General features: G+C 39.5%; 19 protein-coding genes. 17 read left to right on the top strand and 2 right to left on the bottom strand.

The annotated features are described in order from the left end of the window. Positions 1-6 precede the first annotated feature (6 nt). The 13 genes from HMPREF0493_RS03890 (at position 7) to HMPREF0493_RS03830 (ending at position 13,085) form a co-directional block, all read left to right on the top strand. Positions 7-588, top strand: a complete 582-nt coding sequence (locus HMPREF0493_RS03890; RefSeq protein WP_338324011.1) for a cation transporting ATPase C-terminal domain-containing protein — start codon at positions 7-9, stop codon at positions 586-588. A gap of 92 nt (positions 589-680) precedes the next feature. Then, complete coding sequence (metG, locus tag HMPREF0493_RS03885) at positions 681-2,657, top strand: methionine--tRNA ligase (protein WP_006351984.1); 1,977 nt, start codon at positions 681-683, stop codon at positions 2,655-2,657. Continuing rightward, a complete protein-coding gene (locus HMPREF0493_RS03880) occupies positions 2,657-3,424 on the top strand; it encodes a TatD family hydrolase (RefSeq protein WP_006351983.1) in 768 nt (255 codons plus the stop codon). Before metG ends, HMPREF0493_RS03880 begins: the two co-directional genes overlap by 1 nt. Next, positions 3,411-3,977: a ribonuclease M5 gene (gene rnmV / locus HMPREF0493_RS03875; protein WP_006351982.1), complete on the top strand. Its 567-nt coding sequence runs from the start codon at positions 3,411-3,413 to the stop codon at positions 3,975-3,977. The genes HMPREF0493_RS03880 and rnmV overlap by 14 nt, the downstream gene beginning before the upstream one ends. Further along, the gene (gene rsmA / locus HMPREF0493_RS03870) at positions 3,970-4,848 is read left to right on the top strand and encodes a 16S rRNA (adenine(1518)-N(6)/adenine(1519)-N(6))-dimethyltransferase RsmA (protein ID WP_006351981.1); all 879 of its coding nucleotides are present in this window, start codon (positions 3,970-3,972) and stop codon (positions 4,846-4,848) included. The genes rnmV and rsmA overlap by 8 nt, the downstream gene beginning before the upstream one ends. Before the next feature lie 79 nt (positions 4,849-4,927). Further along, on the top strand, positions 4,928-5,185 hold the full coding sequence (locus tag HMPREF0493_RS03865; RefSeq protein ID WP_006351980.1) for a Veg family protein: 258 nt from the start codon (positions 4,928-4,930) through the stop codon (positions 5,183-5,185). A 113-nt stretch (positions 5,186-5,298) separates the two neighbouring features. Beyond that, positions 5,299-6,129, top strand: a complete 831-nt coding sequence (purR, locus tag HMPREF0493_RS03860) for a pur operon repressor (RefSeq protein ID WP_006351979.1) — start codon at positions 5,299-5,301, stop codon at positions 6,127-6,129. A 51-nt stretch (positions 6,130-6,180) separates the two neighbouring features. Next, positions 6,181-7,566, top strand: a complete 1,386-nt coding sequence (gene glmU / locus HMPREF0493_RS03855; RefSeq protein WP_006351978.1) for a bifunctional UDP-N-acetylglucosamine diphosphorylase/glucosamine-1-phosphate N-acetyltransferase GlmU — start codon at positions 6,181-6,183, stop codon at positions 7,564-7,566. 98 nt (positions 7,567-7,664) lie between these two features. Beyond that, on the top strand, positions 7,665-8,264 hold the full coding sequence (locus tag HMPREF0493_RS03850) for an SLAP domain-containing protein (protein ID WP_006351977.1): 600 nt from the start codon (positions 7,665-7,667) through the stop codon (positions 8,262-8,264). Between the two features lie 94 nt (positions 8,265-8,358). Further along, a complete protein-coding gene (locus tag HMPREF0493_RS03845; RefSeq protein WP_006351976.1) occupies positions 8,359-9,057 on the top strand; it encodes an SLAP domain-containing protein in 699 nt (232 codons plus the stop codon). A gap of 128 nt (positions 9,058-9,185) precedes the next feature. Continuing rightward, a complete protein-coding gene (locus tag HMPREF0493_RS03840) occupies positions 9,186-10,703 on the top strand; it encodes an SLAP domain-containing protein (RefSeq protein ID WP_006351975.1) in 1,518 nt (505 codons plus the stop codon). Positions 10,704-10,865: 162 nt separating this feature from the next. Beyond that, a complete protein-coding gene (locus HMPREF0493_RS03835) occupies positions 10,866-11,921 on the top strand; it encodes a MupG family TIM beta-alpha barrel fold protein (RefSeq protein ID WP_006351974.1) in 1,056 nt (351 codons plus the stop codon). A 183-nt stretch (positions 11,922-12,104) separates the two neighbouring features. After that, the gene (locus HMPREF0493_RS03830; RefSeq protein ID WP_006351973.1) at positions 12,105-13,085 is read left to right on the top strand and encodes a ribose-phosphate diphosphokinase; all 981 of its coding nucleotides are present in this window, start codon (positions 12,105-12,107) and stop codon (positions 13,083-13,085) included. Between the two features lie 68 nt (positions 13,086-13,153). On the opposite strand, the gene HMPREF0493_RS03825 is transcribed toward HMPREF0493_RS03830, so the two are convergent. Next, positions 13,154-14,518, bottom strand: coding sequence for an HD domain-containing protein (locus tag HMPREF0493_RS03825; RefSeq protein WP_006351972.1), 1,365 nt, complete (start codon positions 14,516-14,518; stop codon positions 13,154-13,156). 87 nt (positions 14,519-14,605) lie between these two features. On the opposite strand from HMPREF0493_RS03825, the gene HMPREF0493_RS03820 reads away from it, so the two are divergent. The 4 genes from HMPREF0493_RS03820 to murA all read left to right on the top strand — a co-directional run bounded on the left by HMPREF0493_RS03820 (position 14,606) and on the right by murA (position 18,751). After that, the gene (locus HMPREF0493_RS03820; RefSeq protein ID WP_006351971.1) at positions 14,606-15,010 is read left to right on the top strand and encodes a DUF1934 family protein; all 405 of its coding nucleotides are present in this window, start codon (positions 14,606-14,608) and stop codon (positions 15,008-15,010) included. 46 nt (positions 15,011-15,056) lie between these two features. Further along, on the top strand, positions 15,057-15,581 hold the full coding sequence (gene rpoE / locus HMPREF0493_RS03815) for a DNA-directed RNA polymerase subunit delta (RefSeq protein WP_006351970.1): 525 nt from the start codon (positions 15,057-15,059) through the stop codon (positions 15,579-15,581). Between the two features lie 125 nt (positions 15,582-15,706). After that, a complete protein-coding gene (gene pyrG / locus HMPREF0493_RS03810; protein WP_006351969.1) occupies positions 15,707-17,326 on the top strand; it encodes a CTP synthase in 1,620 nt (539 codons plus the stop codon). A gap of 123 nt (positions 17,327-17,449) precedes the next feature. After that, entirely contained in the window at positions 17,450-18,751 is a 1,302-nt protein-coding gene (murA, locus tag HMPREF0493_RS03805; protein ID WP_040457168.1) for a UDP-N-acetylglucosamine 1-carboxyvinyltransferase, read from the top strand. Positions 18,752-18,821: 70 nt separating this feature from the next. Here the strand turns inward: murA and HMPREF0493_RS03800 are convergent, their stop codons facing one another. Beyond that, positions 18,822-20,246: a C69 family dipeptidase gene (locus tag HMPREF0493_RS03800; RefSeq protein WP_006351967.1), complete on the bottom strand. Its 1,425-nt coding sequence runs from the start codon at positions 20,244-20,246 to the stop codon at positions 18,822-18,824. Positions 20,247-20,290: the final 44 nt, after the last annotated feature.

The raw sequence follows: 20,290 nt of genomic DNA, 5'->3' as shown, positions 1-20,290 counted from the left end.
GCCGCGATGATTCTATTTGCTTCGATTGTTCTGCCATTTTTGCCGATGCTGCCGCTGCAACTAGTGGTTTTGAACTTTATCTTTGGTCTAAGCTGTCTCGCAATCCCGTTTGATAAAATGCCGCGGTACTACTTGCAAACGCCTCGCAGATGGTCGTTTAAAAACTTGCCTGAATTCATGTTTTGGTTTGGTCCCGCTTCAGCGATTACAAATATCATTAGTTTTGGCTTCTTGTTCTTTATTATTTGTCCGCATCTCAGTGCGGGCAGCCAGACACTCTTTGTTTCAATTTTCCGAACTGGTTGGTTTATTGAAAATCTGTGGGTACAGGAAATGGCAATCCGTGCTTTGCGTGATCGACATCTGCCATTTATTAAGCAGCATGCGACTAGCGCGGTTATCATGGTCAGCTTTGTTGCCGGCATTATTGGGACGGCAATACCATATACGGCTACTGGTCAAATATTGCAATTTACGGCTTTGCCAAGCGAATATCTCATTTTGGTTTTTGCCCTAATGATTTTTTATCTGCTATTGACCAGCTTGATCAAATTAATTTACTTAAAGCACAAGAAATTTTTAATTTAACACTAAAAAAGGGGACTCCTAGTAAGGAATTCCTTTTTTGATGGTGTATTATTGTATGTAAGATTATTTTCATTTAAGGAGTATCAAAAAGTATGGCTGATAAAAAGACTTTTTATATTACAACCCCAATTTATTACCCATCTGGTAAGTTAACAATCGGTAATGCATATACGACAATTGCGGCTGATTCAATGGCCCGTTACAAGCGTGCTCAAGGTTATGATACCTTCTTCTTAACTGGAACTGACGAGCACGGTTTAAAGATTGAACAAAAAGCTGAAAAACAAGGCATTAAGCCTCAAGAATTTGTTGATAAAATGGCAGCTTCATACAAGAAGTTGTGGAAGATGCTGGATATTTCCTATGACAAATTTATCCGGACGACTGATCCACAACACGTTAAAGCTGTACAAAAGATTTTTGAAAAATTATTAAAGCAAGGCGATATCTATCTTGGCGAATACACTGGCTGGTACTCAGTTGAAGATGAAGAATACTTCACTGAATCGCAGCTTGCCGAAGTTTACAAAGATGATGACGGCAATGTTATCGGTGGTAAAGCACCATCAGGTCACGAAGTTCAATTGGTTAGGGAACCTTCATACTTCTTCAAGATGAGCAAGTATGCCGACAGATTGGTTCAATACTATAAGGACCATCCAGATTTCATTTTGCCTCACTCACGTGAAAAAGAAATGATCAACAACTTCATCAAGCCAGGTTTGGAAGACCTTTCTGTAACGCGGACGACTGTTGACTGGGGAATTCCAGTTCCAAGCGATCCAAAGCACGTTGTTTATGTTTGGATCGATGCTTTGTCCAACTATATTACGGCATTAGGTTATGGCTCATATGATGATTCACTCTTTAGGAAATACTGGCCTGCAGATGTTCATTTGGTAGGTAAGGAAATTGTCCGTTTCCACACCATTTACTGGCCAATTATGCTGATGGCATTAGGCTTGCCGCTTCCTAAGCAAATTTTTGGCCACGGCTGGGTATTGATGAAAGACGGCAAGATGTCTAAGTCCAAGGGCAACGCCGTTTATCCAGAAATGATTGTTGAACGTTACGGCCTTGATGCTCTTCGCTACTACTTGATGCGTGAAATTCCATTTGGTTCAGATGGAATCTTTACTCCTGAAGACTTTGTTGAAAGAGTAAACTTTGACTTGGCTAATGACCTTGGCAACCTTTTGAACAGAACAGTTTCCATGATCAATCAATACCAAGATGGCGAAGTAGCACCTGTTGCTAGCGACCAAGATGAATTAGGTACAGATTTGATTAAAACTGCTAAAGAAACAATTGCCGAATACCAAAAGCAAATGGATGCTTTGCACTTCTCCCAAGCTTTGGATGCAATTTGGAAATTGATTTCTCGTGCCAACAAGTACATTGATGAAACCACTCCTTGGACTTTGAACAAAGAGGGCAAGAAGGAAGAATTGTCACGGGTAATGAGCAACTTAGCTGAAAGTTTGCGGATTGTGGCAATTTTGATTTCACCAATTATGACCGAAAGCCCACTTAAAATGTTTAAGCAGCTTGGTCTTGACTGGAATAATGCGGAAGAAAAGAAACTTGAATTTGCTGGCTTTGACTGGAATGTCAAGGTAACAGAAAAACCAACGCCAATCTTCCCAAGACTTAAGAATGATATTGAAGTGAAATACATCAAAGAACAAATGAAGAAGGCTAAGCCAAAGAAGCAAACCAGAAGCGAGCAAAAAGAAGGTAAGCAAATTACCATTGACGACTTTAACAAGGTTAAAATTCAAGTCGGCAAGATCTTGTCAGTTGAACCAGTTCAAGGCTCAAGCAAGCTTCTCTTGTTCAAGCTCGACTTTGGCGATGGCCAAGAAAGACAAATTTTGAGCGGCATTCGCAAATTCTATCCAGATGCAAGTGAACTTTTGGATAAGAAGGTTTTGGCCGTTACTAACTTGAAGCCACGCAAGATGCTTGGTCATGAAAGCCAAGGTATGCTTTTGTCTAGTGAAAAGAACGGCGAAATCAAGTTGGCCCTTGTTGGGGATGAACATGCTGTTGGAGCTGAATTAGGCTAATGGAACTTATTGACAACCATACGCATTTAAATGATGAACCTTTTCGCGGAAAAGAAGAATATTACCTTGAACGAGCAAAAGCTTTGGGCGTAACCAAAGTTATTTGTGCGGGACAGGATCCAGATTTCAATCAGCGAGCAATTGATTTAGCAGACCGTTTTGATGAAGTTTATGCAATGGTTGGCTATTGTCCCGATGTGGCGAAGGATTTTGATCAAAAAGCAGAAGATGAATTGATTGAGCAGTTGCAAATGCCTAAGGTTGTAGCTTTAGGCGAAGTAGGCCTTGACTATTATTGGGATGAATCGCCACGCGATGTGCAAAGGGGAGTTTTTGCACGTCAAATTGAAATTGCTCATGAATTAAAAATGCCGGTTAATATTCACACCAGAGATGCTTTTGAAGATTGCTATAACATTTTGAAAAACAGCAATCTTGAATATGGTGCAATATTGCACAGCTTTAATGGTGGCGTAGATTGGCTGAATCGATTTTTGAAATTGAACGTCTACTTCTCTTATTCAGGTGTCGTTTCATTTACTAAAGCAACAGAAGTTCACGAATCGGCCAAGTCTGTTCCAATGGATCGCTTTTTGATTGAAACAGATGCGCCATACTTAACGCCCAAGCCATATCGTGGCCATCAAAACGAAACGGGTTATGTGCGTTACGTGGCCGAAACAATTGCCAAGTTAAAAGGAATTACTCTAGATGAAGTAGCTAAAGCTACATATGCAAATACTGTGAGAGTTTATGATCTTAAATAAAAAGAAATTTAATGCGGTTGTTGTCGTTGAGGGAAAAGACGATACGATCCGCTTGAAACAATTTTTCCCGGGAATTGAAACAGTAGAAACGAACGGTTCGGCTGTCTCCGATGAAGTATTGGCCGAATTGAAAAAATTAAGTCAAAGTCGTGAGATCATCGTATTTACTGATCCAGACTTTAATGGCGAACGCATTCGGCGAATTGTAACCAAAGCAGTCCCAACTGCTAAGCAAGCTTTTATCACGCGTAAGGAAGGCGAGCCGCAAAAACGAGGCAACAGTCTTGGGGTTGAGCATGCTTCAAAAGAAGCATTAGAGCGTGCTTTAGGTGATTTACACGAAGTCGAAGAAACTAAGAGTGACCTGACCTTTCCACGTTATCGTGAATTAGGCTTGGCTGCCGGAAGTGGCTCTAAGCACTTGCGCGAAAAAGTAGGCGCGGTTTTAAGCATCGGCTACGGCAATGCTAAGACTTTTTATCAGCGCTTGAATACTTTTGGCATTGGCTATACGGAATTGAAGCATGCAGTCGAGGAGGCTAAGAATGACTAATCGAATTCCGATCGGGTCACCGGTTAGAACGCAGGCAATTATTAATCGCTACTTTGTTAAAGCAAAGAAGAATTTAGGACAAAATTTCTTAGTTGATCAAAATGCAATTTTAGGAATTGTCAATGCCGCTGATATTCAAGAAGGAGACCAAGTAATTGAAATTGGTCCCGGAATCGGTTCATTGACTGAGCAGCTTTTGCTTCATGGTGCCAAAGTATTCGCTTATGAAGTTGATGATAGTTTGCCTAAAATTTTGCAAAACGAATTGCCAGCCAAAATAGGAGATCAGCCACTTGACCAGCGTTTCCATTTGCTGCTTAAAGATGTTTTGCAGGCTGATTTTAAAAAGGATATTGGTGCTTTCTTTGATTTTAGTCAGCCGATTAAAGTAGTTGCCAATTTGCCTTATTACATTACAACGCCAATTATCTTTGCTTTGGCAGAATCTGATCTGCGTTTTGCCAGTTTAACCTTGATGATGCAAAAGGAAGTCGCTGAACGTTTAGAAGCAAAAACAGGCAGCAAAGCTTATGGCCCGCTTACTATTGCAACTCAAACGCGGATGCATGTTGAACTGGCCTTGCAAGTTGACCATACCTCATTTATGCCACGGCCTAAGGTGGATTCAAGCGTTGTAGTTTTAACGCCAATAGAGCATAAACCTGATGTTGGTCGGCGGGCACATTTTAACAAGGTAGTGAAAATGTGTTTTGCTCAAAGAAGAAAGACGCTCAACAATAATTTAAAGAATTTGATTCCGGATGCTGATAAAAGAGCAGAATTGATAGCTAGTCTTGGTGTTGACCCTAAGATCAGGCCGGAAGACTTAACGATTGCGCAATTTATTAAAATTGCCAATGCTATTGCCTAAGCAATAATTACCAGTTTGTGAACGATCTTGCTAATAAATTAAAATTATGATAAAATTGACACGAAGGAGATGTTTCTTAGTGCCAACATCAATTCATACGATTAAAGCAAAGTTAGATTCTCACTTAGGCGATCCTTTAACAGTAGTTGCCCAAGCGGGACGTAAGAAGATTACAAAAAGACGGGGAGTTTTACGCGAAACTTTTCCGGCAGTGTTTGTAGTTGATTTAGACCAACATCAAAATAATTTTAAACACGTTTCTTATAGTTACACTGATTTATTAACTAAGAATATTGCATTAGAATTTGATGATGAAGCTGAAAAAGCCGAAGCTTAAATAACTAGCAAATGAAATTTTGTCACTAACATTTTTGAAAATGTTAGTGCTTTTTTTTTCTCTTTTAGAGTATATTGAAAAAGATAAATACAAACATTAAGAAAGGAAATTACATGAAACGTTCAGAAAGATTGGTGGACATGACCAAATATTTAATGGAGCGTCCGCATACTTTAATTTCTTTGCCTTTCTTTGCTAAGCGTTATGATGCCGCAAAATCATCCATTTCTGAAGACTTGGCTATTTTGAAGCACACACTTGCTGGCAATCAGGATGGCATTTTGGAAACTGCTGCAGGTGCTGCTGGTGGTGTACGCTATATTCCATATTTAGGTCAAAAGCATGCTGAAGACTACTTAGCAGATTTATCTTCACGAATTGAAGATTCAAGCAGAATTTTGCCAGGTGGTTTTGTTTATTTATCAGATATTTTAGGCAATTCACAAGACTTGCAAAAGATTGGCAAATTAATTGCAACTCATTTTGCTTATTCAAAAGTTGATGCAGTTATGACAGTTGAAACCAAAGGAATTCCGTTAGCTGAAGCGGCTGCTCGTTATTTGGACGTTCCTTTTGTCACTGCTCGCAAGCGCTCAAAAGTTACTGAAGGAGCTACTGTTTCTGTTAACTACATTTCTTCTTCACTTTCACGAGTAGCCAAGATGGAATTGCCAACTAGAGCATTGCAAAAAGGCGCCAATGTCTTAATCGTCGATGACTTTATGAAGGGCGGCGGTACCTTGACTGGAATGGAAGAATTAGTTAAGGAATTTGAAGGCAGTATTTCTGGCATTTGCGTTCTTTGTGAAGCAGACTTTGATAAAGAAAAATTAGTCGATAATTATCTTTCTTTGGTTAAGATCAGCAAGATCGATACGCAAAAAAGAATCATTTTAGCTGAACCAGGCAACTTCTTAGATCAAACGGACTTTAGTCGTTTTTAAAATAAAAATGGTATACTATTATCTAGTTTTGATAATTAAGAGGTTTAATCAATGAAAAAATATGTAGTTGTTCTTGCCGCAGGCAAGGGTACGCGAATGAAGTCTAAACTTTACAAAGTTTTACACAAGGTTTGTGGCAAAATGATGGTGGAACACGTTGTTGACGCTGCACGTGGCGTTGATCCAGAAGAAATCATCACTGTTGTTGGTACTGGTGCAGGCGAAGTAGAAAAGGTTTTAACTGGCAAGTCTGATTTTGCCTTCCAAGAAAAACAATTGGGAACCGGGGATGCCGTATTAACAGCTAAAGAAAAATTGGCTGATAAAGATGGCGCCACCTTGGTAGTAACTGGTGATACCCCATTATTTACAACTAATACTTTTAAGAATTTGTTTGCTTATCATGCAGAAAAGGGAAATGCAGCTACTGTTTTGACTGCTGAAGCTCCAAATCCATTTGGCTATGGTCGAATTATTCGTGATGACCAAGGCAATGTTTTAAGAATCGTTGAACAAAAAGACGGTAAGCCAGAGGAATTGAAGGTTAAGGAAATTAACACTGGCGTCTTTTGCTTCGATAACAAGAAATTGTTTGAAGCTTTAAAGCATGTTGATAACAACAACGCTCAAGGTGAATACTACTTAACTGATGTTCTTGAAATTTTGCGTAATGAAGGCGAACGCGTTGGTGCATATAAGATGCATGACTTCAGTGAAAGTCTTGGTGTAAATGATCGAATCGCTTTAGCCCAAGCAACTAAGATTATGCAAAAGAGAATCAATGAAGCTCACATGCGTAACGGTGTTTCCTTTATTGATCCTGCAACTGCTTATATCGATAGCGATGTTAAAATTGGCAATGATACTGTTATTGAAGGCAATGTTGTCATTAAAGGCAATACTGAAATTGGCAGCGATTGCTTGATTACCAACGGTTCAAGAATTGTTGACTCTAAGATTGGCAATGGCGTAACAATTACTTCTTCTACTTTGCAAGAAGCTGAAATGGATGACAATACTGATATTGGTCCTAACTCACACCTTCGTCCAAAGGCTGTTGTTCGTCAAGGCGCTCATATCGGCAACTTTGTTGAAGTCAAGAATGCTGAAATTGGTGAAAATACCAAGGTAGGTCACTTAACTTATGTTGGCGATGCTACTTTAGGCAAAGACATTAATATCGGTTGTGGTACTATCTTCTCAAACTACGATGGTGTTAAGAAGTTCCATACTAATGTCGGTGATCACGCCTTTATCGGTGCAGGTTCAACCTTAATTGCACCAATCAATGTGGCTGACCATGCCTTTATTGCAGCTGATACCACTGTTACTAAGGATGTTGGCAAGTACGAAATGGCAATTGGTCGTGGCCGTCAAGTCAACAAGCCAGATTATTGGCATAAGCTTCCTCTTTCCAAAGACAAGGATTGGGAATAAAAAATTATTGTTAAGAAGAAAGACTGGGAAAATTTTCTCAGTCTTTTTGCTTTATAATAATCATTGAAAAATAAACATAAAGGGAGATTAGAGATCAAATGAAGCGAAAAATTTTAATATTGATAGCGACATTATGCAGCTTATTAATTTTTTCGCAGCCTGCCTTAGCAAGCAGTACTAAAAAGACAACGACCACTATTCCTAGTACATGGATTAAGACGGTTTCTAAAAATAGCTACGTTGTTTTAAAGAAAAATACTTACTTTTTAACCAGCAAGAATAAAAAGACGAAAACACTGGCTAAAAAAGGCAAGGGTTATCGTATTTATTATCTGCGCTACGGCAAAAAAATTTACTATGCCACTAAAAATAAGCAATGGCTGCCAATTTCGGCTGTCTATGGCACGGTCTGGTATAAGGCTGCCGGCGGAAGCATGATGGTGCTGACGACAAAAAAAACCAAGAGCACGGTTACATATACAACTTATGATCCTGTAGTGACGACTTCATTAGTGTTGAAACGCAATTCGTATGTTTATAACAGTCGTGGCTATTTAAATAAAGGCACGGTTAAAGTCCTGAAAAAAGGCACGCGTTTGAAAGGCTATTCAATTCAAAAGGTCAATGGCACCAGCTTTTATGTCACTAACAAAGGCTGGATTAAAGCCAAAAACGTTTCAAAAACTAAGAAAGTCTGAATTTCTCTCCTAAAGTTGCGCCTTTTTTTATTTTTGGCTTACAATAGTTAGTGAACTGTGAGGTTTAAAACTGTTTATATTGAGGAGGAGAAATATGAAATTAAGTCACAAATTAGTTATGGTTTCTGTTGCTGCATTAATGGGTGTAAGTCCAGTTTTGGCTGCTGCCCCAAATGCAAACGTTGTTCAAGCTGCTACTAGCTCAACTCACATTGTTTATGGTGATAAAGTTACTGCTACTAAGACAATGTATTCTGTTAACAACAGTGGCAAGAAGACTAGCAAAAAAGCTTACAAGGGTTTAACTTATAAGATTTGGAGAGTCAAGGAAGCAAATGGTGAATACTACTACGCTATCCAAAGCGATTCTAAGTACTGGATCCCAGCTGCTTCAACCAAGGGTACTGTTAGCTACAAAGTAAGCGGCAAGACCATTACCCTTACCACTAATGGTAAAACTGTTACTGTTAAGTCTGCTGCAACTAAGAGCACTTCAACTAAGAAGACTACTAGCAAGACAACAACTACTAAGAAGAGCAGCTCCACTTCTTCTAGTTCAAAGAAGACCACTACTAAGACTACTGTTACTAAGTTGGTAACTGTTCGCAAGGCTCAAGTTTATACTAACAAGGGCAAGAAGGCTACTACTTACATGGACAGCAAGAAGTACACTGTTATTGGCAAGGGTATTAAGATTAACGGCTTAGGCACTAAGACAATTAGTGGCGTTAAGTACTATGCTTTGCAACCAGGCAAGTATTACATTAAGGCCAGCGACGTAAAGACTAGATAAATGTTACAAGTCTTTATCAACTAGATTAATTATCTATTATAAAGAGAACCTCTTAATGAAGTTCTCTTTTCTTTTGCGTTATAATACTAACGTATTTACTATTGTTTATTTATAAGGTAGAGGTATATATGAAATTAAGTCATAAATTAGTTACAGTTTCTGCAGCTGCTTTGATCGGCATCAGTCCAGTTCTTGCTGCTGGCGTGCAAAATACTACAAGTACAACCGTTCAAGCAGCAACCACTAAAGCAGATACAATTGTTTTGTCACATCATTCATACGTTTACTCATCAACTGGCAAACGTATCACCAAGTACAAGTACAACGGCAAGACTTATTCAAAACTTGCTAAAGGTACTTCTCTTAAGGCATACGGAACCAAGAAGATTGATGGCAAAGTTTACTACTTCCTTGGCAACAATAGTTACGTTAAGGCTGCTAATGTTGGTACTGTTAATGGCAAGAAGGTAACTACTAGCAGTGCTAAGGCTTCTGCTGAAGCTTCTACTACTAAGAGAATTAAGTTGACTCACAATGCTTATGTTTATGATAAAAATGGCAAGAGAATCAAGTCAGCAGGTACTTTAAAGAAAAATGCGACTGTGGCTTACGTTGGCACCAAGACAATTGGCGGCAAGTCATACTATAACTTAGGCAAAGGTCAATACATTAAGAAGGCTAACGCTAAGGTAGTTAAAACTTCTACTAATGACATTGATACTGATGATGCCGAAACTTACATTACTTTAGTTTCTAACTCTATTATTTATGATAAAAACGGTAGTTATACTGAACCAGCCCAATACGGAATCAAGGGTTCACAATATGCCGTTCTTGGCGCTAAGAAGATTGGTGAAAAGTGGTACTATCAAATTGGTGAAAACCAATACATCAAGGCTGTTAATGCTTATGTTTCTCAAGGCAAGACCATTATTACAGACCCAACTTACGTTGAACCAACTCCAACTAACACTACAGCTGACACCATTGTTATGATGAAGACTGATGCACCAACTTACAACTCTAAAGGTGAGGCTATAAGCAGCAATCGATTTAGTGCTGGTCAAAGCTTGCGTGTAAGCAGCATGTTATGGATTTGGGTAGAAAACCAAGCAGTCGAATTCTACAAGATTGCTAGTGATTCATCATCGTACGTTAAGGTAAGCGATGTTCAATTAGTAAGCGGCAGGCAATTAACACCAACTAACACTATGCAAGATGCTAAGGATGCTGCTACTGTTGCTACTAGCTCAGACAAGAGTCAATTAAACAGCTTGATCAGCAATGCTTCAACTGTAAAGCAAAGCGATGCTTACAAGTTATCAGCTAATACTTTGAGAAGCACTTACGACTCAGCTATTGCTGCTGGTGAAAAGGTTAATAATTCAAGCACCGCAACTGTTGCTCAAGTTAAGCAAGCTGTTTCAGCCATCACTTCAGCTCAATCTGCTTTGAATGGTGCTCGTGTAAATGTTACTGACAGAAACGTCCTTACGCAAACTGAAATTGCTGCAATTATCAAGGTTGCAGCTGCAGCTAACGACGTTAACGAAAGCGATATTCAATACACTAATAACCAAACTTTGACAATCAATTCATCTAATGGTCAAAGCCGGACTTTGAATATTTCTGATTACATCAACTAATTTGATTAATCGAGCTTTTAAATAGAATCGATATTCAATTTGGGTGTCGATTCTATTTTTTTGGAGAAAAGTTACAGTTTGAATACAAGTAAAAAGTTTTAAAAAAGTAGTTTAAAATAATAGCGTAAAAGTAAAGTTAGCGCTTGGAGAAGTGGGATATTTATGCTAGGATTTTCAATTTATGTTGGCCGGATGCTAACGGCTGATGATTATAATTACTTAATTGCGATGAGAAATGCCGGCTTTGATACGGTATTTACTTCTTTACAGATTAATGAAAATGATCCTGAACAGACTAAGAGTCACCTAAAGGAATTGACCAAGTGGTGCTCAAATCTTGATCTGTCAATTATTGCTGATGTTTCGGCAGTTGGATTAGAAAAAATCGGTGTCGATATTCATGATGTCGGACAAGTTCAGGCTCTTGATTTAACTGGCTTGAGAATCGATGCAGGCATCGGCATGGATGTAGTTGCCAAATTATCTAAGTCAATGCCAATTGCCCTAAATGCAAGTACGATTACAGAAAAAGACTTGCTCGATTTAAAAGAGTACAACGCTGCTTTTGATCATTTGGTTGCTTGGCATAATTATTATCCACGTCCTGAGACTGGCTTGGGAACAGAATGGTTAGATAAAAAGAATAAATGGCTCAAGGAGCATGATTTGCAGACATTGGCCTTTATTCCAGGTGATGGAGAATTACGTGGCCCAATTTTTGCAGGCTTGCCAACGCTTGAATGTCAACGGCATGAGAATCCGTTGGCAGCGATGATTGAATTGAAAAAATTGCATGTAGATCATGTTTTTGTTGGGGATGTTTCCCTTAAGCAAAGTACGATCAACAGTTTTATCAATTATTTAAAGCAGGATGCGATCACACTGCATATTGATCGGGATTTGCCAGAATTAACTGAAAACACATGGCATAACCGGCCTGACCTCGCAGAACAGGTTGTTCGACTGCAGGAAGGCAGAGAAAGACAATTGTTTAATACTGGCCTGCAGGAGACTAAACCACGTCCAAAGGGCAGTATAACCTGCGATAACGACAAGTATTTGCACTACAAGGGTGAATTGCAGATAACCAAGATCGATTTGCCAGCTGATGAGCGGGTGAATGTTATTGGGCATGTTGTGTCAAACGATCTAGATTTATTGAAAGTTATTGGAGCTGGCACCAAAATTATTTTTAAAAAAGTGACTTGCAATGAATAACGGCTGTTATATAATAATCTTAGACGCAAGACAGAACAGAGAAAAAAAAGTTTAACAGAGAAAAGCAGTCAATCAATTGAATTGGCTGCTTTTTGTTTTTGGCAAAATTAAGCTATATTAGATTTATTTTTATTGAATCTCTGCTAAAATAAAAGTTGTTAGCATATTTTTACGGAGGAAATTATGTCTTATAAAGACGATTTAATGATTTTTGCCCTTAATTCAAATGTACCTTTGGCACAAAAGATCGCTGATCGAGTTGGCGTTCCACTTTCAAAATCAAGTGTTGAACGTTTTAGTGACGGCGAGATTCAAATCAATATTGATGAATCTGTTCGTGGTAAAGATGTATATTTGATTCAATCCACCAGTGATCCAGTTAATGATAACTTGATGGAACTGTTGATCATGATTGATGCCGTTCGTCGTGCAAGTGCACGCAGCATCAACATTGTCATGCCTTACTATGGTTATGCTCGTCAAGACCGTCTGACTCGTGCTCGTGAACCAATCACTGCTAAGCTTGTAGCTGATATGTTGCAAACTGCTGGTGCTGATCAAGTATTGTCACTTGACTTGCACGCTCCTCAAATTCAAGGTTTCTTCGATATTCCTGTTGATAATTTGATGGGTGCTCCTCTTTTGGCTGACTACTTCTTACGCAACAAGCTGCAAGAAAATGCTGTTGTTGTTTCTCCAGACCACGGTGGTGTTACTCGTGCAAGAAAGCTTGCTGAATTCTTGGGTACAGGAATCGCAATTGTTGATAAACGTCGCCCAAGAGCCAATGTTTCCGAAGTTATGAACATTATCGGTGACGTTAAAGGTAAACGTGCCATCATTATCGATGATATGATCGATACTGCCGGTACCATTACTTTAGCAGCTAAGGCCTTGATGGATGCAGGTGCGACTGAAGTTTATGCTTCAGCTACTCACGCTGTTTTGTCTGGTCCAGCTATCAAGAGATTAAATGACTCACCAATTAAGAATTTAGTCTTAACAGATTCAATTAATCAACCAGCTGAAAAGAAGCTCGACAAGATGCTTTTGGTATCCGTTGGACCATTAATGGGTGATGCAATTAAACTTATTCAAACTCACCATGCATTAAGCCCATTGTTCAACCAAAGATACGAAGCCAGTCACGAAGTTGAAGAATAAAATTTAATAGTGATTATCAAAAAGGGATGAATCATTCCAATGTGATTCATCCCTTTTTTTGTATAAAATCATTTCTTCTTGTTATGTCTTCTTAAATATCGTAATTCGCCATTTCTTACGTATTTTTGAAATTCTTGATAAAGAGGATCGAAAATTTGCGGTTCATCATCGTTTGACAGCATTGTTCTGGGGAAGAAGAAGCGTTCATCCCCTTGAAAAGTACCATTCAGCGCGCGAACCAGCGGACTTAATTCTGACAATTCAATCAGACTGCCATCATCCTGCATGATTTCGATTTGGCTGTTGGCGTTTTTACCGGTCGGTTTATACGCATCATATGGTTCATCAAAGGCCGAATTGATATCAGTATAATAGTCAGGATCAAAACCTGCTTGCTTGATTAAATCTTTTAGCTTAGGCAGCAGATTTTTGGTCTCTTCATTGATTTTGACACTGGCCAATGGCTTTCTATACAAGTAGCGTTTGCAAAGATCTGACAAAATTGGATCGTTTGCTTCAGTCCACATTGAAAAGTTGGTTTCCATCACGCCATCATCTAATTTAAGGTAATCTTCCAAAGTCCAATTGCCGTCCAAAAACTTTGCTAAACGGGGCGTTACCGGCAATGTTCCTTGTTCATAAACATCCTTTGCCCGTTGCAATAGATGGTGAAGAATTACTTCCATTGATCGGCCTACTGGGTGGAAGTAGACTTGCTGGTACATCTGATAGCGGGAGACGATATAGTCTTCTACGGCATGCATGCCGTTATCGGTAAAGCAAATGCCATCACTGTAAGGACGAATAACACGCAGGATTCTCGACAAGTCGAATTGACCATAAGTTACGCCTGTGAAGTAGGCATCTCTTTGCAAATAGTCCATCCGATCGGCATCAGCCTGACTGGAGATCATCTTAACAACTTGCGCGTTAGGATAAGTCTTCGCAATTACGCTTGCGACTGCTTCAGGAAAGTTAGGTGTAACTTGTCTTAGGGCCTGGTTGATCTCGGTATACGGATCAGTAATAATTTTTTGACCTAATTTTTCATGATTAGTCCCAAATAAATGCTCAAATGTATGCGAATAAGGACCATGACCGATGTCGTGCAGCAAGCCGGCACATTCTACCAGCAAGCGATTGTCATCATCCCAGAGCCCATCTCCTGGACAAAGGGAGGGATATTTTTTGGCAAAAATGTCACAAATTCTTCGCGTTAACTCATAAACACCCAAATTATGTTCAAAGCGCGTATGAGTAGCTCCATCAAAAACGAAGCTGATAGGTCCTAATTGTTTGATTCTGCGCATGCGTTGAAATTCTTTTGATTGCAGAATATCAAGAACGACTTGGTCTTCAATATGAATATAGCCGTGAACCGGGTCACGCAGAACAACCTCGGCCGGTAATTTTTTACTTTGAAATCTTGGCATAAAAAATTCCTCGAGCTGAATCTTTAATTTTTTAGCAAATATAGCTTAAAATATATAATAACTAATTATAGCAAATAAGTGAGTGGCATGACGAAGATAAACATTGATTTAACAAGCACAATTACGCAAGAAAAAGACAGTGAGACTTTTCATAAAAACATGGACGGCGAAATCAAAAAAGATGATAAGACAATTCGGGTGTCTTACTTGGAAGATGGAACAATCCCTGTTAAAATGCTGCTGAAGGACAATGAATTGATTTTGCGACGTGGTGTAGATCATCAGAATTATTCGTTGATGCGTTTTGTTCCCGGTGAAAAACAAGCTTGTCGCTATGTGGTGAGTGATCGCCAGATGGATTTGACCAGCGTAACCAATTTACTGGAATATGAACCACAAAATGATGGATCTGAAAAACTTCATATTGAATATGACCTCTTTAGTGGGCTATACTTAATAGGTAACTATACAGTCACGTTGATTTTTACTTAAACGCTTAGTAAAATAGTAAAGATTGTAAAAGAGAGGACGTACAACTGTGGGATTAGACAAGTTTAAAGACAAAAACCGCGATGAATTGTCAATGATCGAAGTTGCTCGCGCAATTTTAGAAGATAATGGCAAGAGAATGGCATTTGCTGATATCGTTAACGCTGTTCAAAAATACTTAAACAAGAGCGATGAAGAAATTCGTGAACGTTTGCCACAATTTTATACAGATATGAACACTGATGGTGAATTTATCTCCATGGGTGAAAATGTATGGGCACTTCGTTCATGGTTCCCATACGAATCAGTTGACGAAGAAGTTAACCACCCAGAAGATGAAGACGAAGAATCAACTAGAAAGCACCACAAGAAGGTTAATGCTTTCTTGGCTTCAGCTACTGACAGCGACGATATCATCGACTATGACAATGATGATCCAGAAGATGATGATTTGGATGCAACTGACGATGACGAAAATGACGACTACGATGACACCGATGATAGCTTGCCAGACGGCATCGAAGGTCAATTGTCACAATTAAATAATGACGATGATGACGAAGATGATGATTAATTTGCTTGACTTACAGTCAAAAAGCAGATAGTATTTTTCTTGGGCACCATATGTGCGTTTAGCTCCCTCTAGTTAGGGAGCTTTTTTGTTTATTAATTCAGTTAAAAAGAAGGAGAAGCAGGTAAATGACTAAATACATCTTCGTTACTGGCGGTGTCGTATCTTCATTGGGTAAAGGAATCACTGCATCCAGCTTAGGTCGTCTTCTTAAGAACCGCGGTCTTAAAGTAACTATGCAAAAATTTGACCCATATATCAACATCGACCCGGGCACAATGAACCCATACCAACACGGTGAAGTTTATGTTACTGATGATGGTACTGAAGCTGACCTTGACTTAGGCCACTATGAAAGAATCGTTGATGTAAGAACCAGTAAGTACTCTAACGTAACCACTGGTAAGATCTATCAAGAAGTTTTGGAAAAAGAACGTCGTGGTGACTACCATGGTGCTACTGTTCAAGTAATTCCACACATCACTGATATGATCAAAAAGAAGATCATGCGTGCTGCTCTTACAACTGATTCAGACGTAATTATTTCTGAAATCGGCGGAACAGTTGGTGATATTGAATCAACTCCATTCATGGAAGCAATTCGTCAAATGCGTCGTGAAGTTGGTGCTGAAAACGTAATGTACATTCACTGTACTTTGGTTCCATATCTTCACGCAGCAAAGGAAATGAAGACTAAGCCAACGCAGCATTCAGTTGCTGAACTTCGCAGCATCGGTATCCAACCAAACATGTTGGTTTTGCGTGCTGAAAAGCCAGTTGATCAAGAACACAAAGATAAGATTTCTACTTTCATTGATGTTCCAGTTGAAAGAATCATTGAATCAATTGACGCACCATCATTGTTCGATGTGCCTTTAGCATTCCAAAAACAAGGCATGGATCAAAAAGTTTGCGACTTCTTAGGAATTAAGAGTCCACTTCCAAAGGCTGATATGACAGCTTGGACTAGACTTGATGAACGTGCTAAGAACTTGAAGCACCACACTAAAATTACTTTGGTTGGTAAGTACGTTGACCTTGAAGATGCATATATTTCAGTTACTGACGCTTTGCAACACGCAGGTTATCTTTACAATACCAAGATTGATGTTGACAAGGTTCAAGCTGAGGATATTACCGAAGACAACATTGCTGACATTATGAAGGGCTCAGATGGTTTAATCGTTCCTGGTGGTTTTGGTACTCGTGGTCTTGAAGGCATGATTACTGCAATTAAATATGCTCGTGAAAATGACATTCCATTCTTGGGCATCTGCTTGGGGATGCAAATGGCTAGTGTTGAATTTGCTCGTGACGTGCTTAATCTTGAAGATGCAAACAGTACTGAAGCAGAACCAAACTGCAAGAACAATATTATCGACATCATGGCCGATAAGCGTGATGAAGAAAACATTGGTGGTACTTTGCGTTTAGGTCTTTACCCAGCAACTTTGAAGAAGGGTACTAAGACTAGAGCTGCTTACGATGATCAAGATGTCATTCAAGAACGTCACCGTCACCGTTTCGAATTCAACAACAAGTATCGTGAAGCCTTTGAAAATGCAGGAATGGTCTTCAGTGGCGTTTCACCAGATAACCGTTTGGTAGAAATTATTGAATTGCCAAAGAAGAAATTCTTCATTGCTGCTCAATACCACCCAGAATTTTTGAGCCGTCCACAACGTCCAGAAGGCTTGTTTAAGTCATTTATCGGCGCAGCTAGTGGTTTGTCTGCAGAAGAATTCTAATAACTTGAATAATACAAAAGCTTAAAAAACAAGAGATGAGCAAGCCTCACCTCTTGTTTTTTTGCTTGATATCCTTTAACATTATTATGATTATTGAAAGTAGAAAAGGATTTGTTTTCGCCAATGAAGCAGATGATAATTCATGGTGGAAAGCCCCTGCAGGGCGATGTTTGGATCGGTGGCGCAAAGAATTCCACAGTTGCGCTAATTCCAGCTTCAATTTTATCAAGAACGCCAGTAACGCTTGAGGGTGTGCCTCGGATTGCTGATGTAGATAATTTGATGGATTTGTTAGCAGAAATGGATGTACGGTGTGATTTTCGTGAGACGACTTTGCGCATTGATCCAGAAAATATCAAAATGAGCCCATTGCCAGCCGGTAAGATCAAAAGCTTACGTGCATCTTATTACTTTATGGGTGCACTTCTCGGCCGTTTTGGCAAGGCAATTGTAGGTTTTCCAGGTGGTGACGATATTGGCCCACGTCCCATTGACCAGCATATTAAGGGCTTTGAAGCATTAGGCGCATCAGTAAAGAATGAAAATGATCAAATAATAATTACGGCTCCAAGTGAGGGACTTAAGGGTGCGAAGATTCATTTGAAGATGCCATCCGTTGGAGCAACAATGAATATTATTATGGCTAGCGTAACTGCCCAAGGCCAAACAATCATTGAAAATGCTGCTAAGGAACCGGAAATTATTGATTTAGCTACCTTTTTAAACAATATGGGCGCAACTATTCGTGGTGCTGGAACAGATTCAATCAGAATTGAAGGGGTAGATCAGTTAAAGGCACAAATACCGCATACAATTATTCCAGATCGAATTGAGGCAGGCACCTATGTTTCACTCGCTGCCTGCATTGGGAATGGAATTCGCATTCACAACATTATTGAAGAGCACCTTGACTCATATTTGGCTAAGGTTGAAGAAATGGGCGTCGTCATTGATGCTGATGAAGACTCTTTGTATGTTTACCCTGCCGGTGATTTGAAGATGGTACAAATTAAGACAGACGTTTATCCAGGCTTTGCAACAGATCTGCAGCAGCCAATTACGCCGCTTCTTCTGACAGCCAAAACAGGCGAAGGTGTTGTCATCGATAATATTTATCCAAAACGAATTGGTCACATTGCTCAGTTGCAAAAGATGGGTGCTGATATTAAGGTCGAAGATAATATTATTCTGGTTCATCCAACAGCTCAGCTTCATGGAGCTGAGGTTACTGCTGGCGAAATTAGAGCTGGCGCTTGTTTAATGATTGCGGGCCTTATGGCTGATGGTACGACGACGATTGATAAGGCTGGCAATATTTTGCGGGGCTATGATCGCGTACAAGAAAAGTTAGAACAATTAGGTGCTGACGCTAAGATTGTGGATGATCCGGATGTGCCTGGTGTGATGGATCCTGTGGAAAATTAATAAATAAGCATAAGAAAAAGATGCCTCAAATGAGGCATCTTTTTTAGTATCTAAAAATATATTTGATTGTTTAATCTAACAAATCGTATTTCAAAGTCATCAAGCCGTGGCCTTCATCGACCATTTGTCCAAGAAGCTCAACTGTATTGTTGTAAACAGTGTTTGCCATCTTCTTGTTAGCTTCTTCAAGCTTGTCTTGTAATTCCTTGCCCGAGAGGCCCTTTACGGCTTTGTCTGTGTCGTGTTGAATCTTATGACATTCAGACAGACTCTTTTGTTCAAAAGCGTCCTCAAGCTCGCCATATACCCGATAATTGGTATCACCTAATTGGGCGGTTAACTTGTTAAGCCAGAAAATCTTGTTCAAGTTGAACTTAGGGGTTGTTTGGAAGCATTCAGGCGTATCAGTAACGTTAGTGTAGAATGGGACGAAACTGTTGAACGTATTTGGACCAAATGCTAACCATTGAACACCGGCGATTTCTGCAGGAACATCATTTCTGATTTGCAAAACGTGAGTTTCAAAGTTTCTGTTAATACCGATTGGACGGAAAGTCTTCTTTTGCTCAGGAGTACCTTCATCGCCATAAGCATCATATGGTGTGTCTTGGTAGTGAGAGCTTTCGGCCCATTTAATGTCTTCGATACTGATCTTGCGGTTAGCGCGGCAAATGAATGGTTGGTCTTGATCGCTTGGTTGACCACCAAAATCAGGATTGAAGAAGTTGTGAATATACCAAGCACGTGGATTGTTGTAGTGAGCATCCTTGATAGTAGAAGAACCAAAGATGTGACGCAAATTGTATCCTTCACGATCTGGGTTTAAATGATATTCTTCAATCAAATCCTTCAGATCAGCTGAGCAGGCAAAGTCAGGATCATTAAATTTGAATTCATCGATATTTAGACGGTTAGGAGCAATTACATATGCATCATCAGGGATGCGACGAGCTGCCCAGTGGTGACCGCCGATTGTTTCAAGGTACCAGATTTCATCTTTATCGGAAAAGGCCATTCCGTTCATTTCATAAGTACCGTATTTTTCAAGCAAATGACCAATTCTCTTCAAACCATCTTTTGCTGAATGAAGGTATGGCAAAGTCAAAGTAATGAAATCTTCTTCACCAAGACCACCATCTTCTGGGTCAAGTAAGGGGTCAACGCCTTGAATACGTGAATTAGTAGTAATTGTTTCAGTAGCAGTCATTGCAACATTTGCTGCATTGATGCCGGCAGCACCCCAAATTCCGTTTTTGCCGGAAACATCAGGAACACTAGTATAACGAAGCGGGGTTTGAGCTAAATCTTCGTCATCGATCTTTTGGTGGCTAATAACGCTTTCGTAGTGCTTAGGTTGATCTTCAGGATTAACTGCTTTAAAACCTTCAGGAATAATAGTTCGACCACCATCTTCACTTCTGGCAATCATAGTGGAACCGTCGATGGTTGCGTCTTTACCGACAAGAATAGTTGTACATTCAGTTTGTTTTCTCATAGGGTAAATTTTCCTTTCTGTGTCTTTATATATTTATATTGTAA

The organism is Lactobacillus amylolyticus DSM 11664 (genome assembly GCF_000178475.1).
GTDB lineage: Bacteria > Bacillota > Bacilli > Lactobacillales > Lactobacillaceae > Lactobacillus > Lactobacillus amylolyticus.
Note: the sequence above shows the minus strand (reverse complement) of the source record. Positions and strands in the feature narration are given on the sequence as shown.

Coding starts and splice junctions, on each gene's coding strand:
- HMPREF0493_RS03800 (WP_006351967.1), bottom strand. CDS start 20,246: ATGAGAAAACAAACTGAATGTACAACTATTCTTGTCGGTAAAGACGCA.
- glmU (WP_006351978.1), top strand. CDS start 6,181: ATGAAAAAATATGTAGTTGTTCTTGCCGCAGGCAAGGGTACGCGAATG.
- HMPREF0493_RS03835 (WP_006351974.1), top strand. CDS start 10,866: ATGCTAGGATTTTCAATTTATGTTGGCCGGATGCTAACGGCTGATGAT.
- rnmV (WP_006351982.1), top strand. CDS start 3,411: ATGATCTTAAATAAAAAGAAATTTAATGCGGTTGTTGTCGTTGAGGGA.
- HMPREF0493_RS03890 (WP_338324011.1), top strand. CDS start 7: ATGATTCTATTTGCTTCGATTGTTCTGCCATTTTTGCCGATGCTGCCG.
- pyrG (WP_006351969.1), top strand. CDS start 15,707: ATGACTAAATACATCTTCGTTACTGGCGGTGTCGTATCTTCATTGGGT.
- HMPREF0493_RS03845 (WP_006351976.1), top strand. CDS start 8,359: ATGAAATTAAGTCACAAATTAGTTATGGTTTCTGTTGCTGCATTAATG.
- murA (WP_040457168.1), top strand. CDS start 17,450: ATGAAGCAGATGATAATTCATGGTGGAAAGCCCCTGCAGGGCGATGTT.
- HMPREF0493_RS03830 (WP_006351973.1), top strand. CDS start 12,105: ATGTCTTATAAAGACGATTTAATGATTTTTGCCCTTAATTCAAATGTA.
- metG (WP_006351984.1), top strand. CDS start 681: ATGGCTGATAAAAAGACTTTTTATATTACAACCCCAATTTATTACCCA.
- purR (WP_006351979.1), top strand. CDS start 5,299: ATGAAACGTTCAGAAAGATTGGTGGACATGACCAAATATTTAATGGAG.
- HMPREF0493_RS03820 (WP_006351971.1), top strand. CDS start 14,606: ATGACGAAGATAAACATTGATTTAACAAGCACAATTACGCAAGAAAAA.
- HMPREF0493_RS03850 (WP_006351977.1), top strand. CDS start 7,665: ATGAAGCGAAAAATTTTAATATTGATAGCGACATTATGCAGCTTATTA.
- HMPREF0493_RS03840 (WP_006351975.1), top strand. CDS start 9,186: ATGAAATTAAGTCATAAATTAGTTACAGTTTCTGCAGCTGCTTTGATC.
- HMPREF0493_RS03880 (WP_006351983.1), top strand. CDS start 2,657: ATGGAACTTATTGACAACCATACGCATTTAAATGATGAACCTTTTCGC.
- HMPREF0493_RS03825 (WP_006351972.1), bottom strand. CDS start 14,518: ATGCCAAGATTTCAAAGTAAAAAATTACCGGCCGAGGTTGTTCTGCGT.
- rsmA (WP_006351981.1), top strand. CDS start 3,970: ATGACTAATCGAATTCCGATCGGGTCACCGGTTAGAACGCAGGCAATT.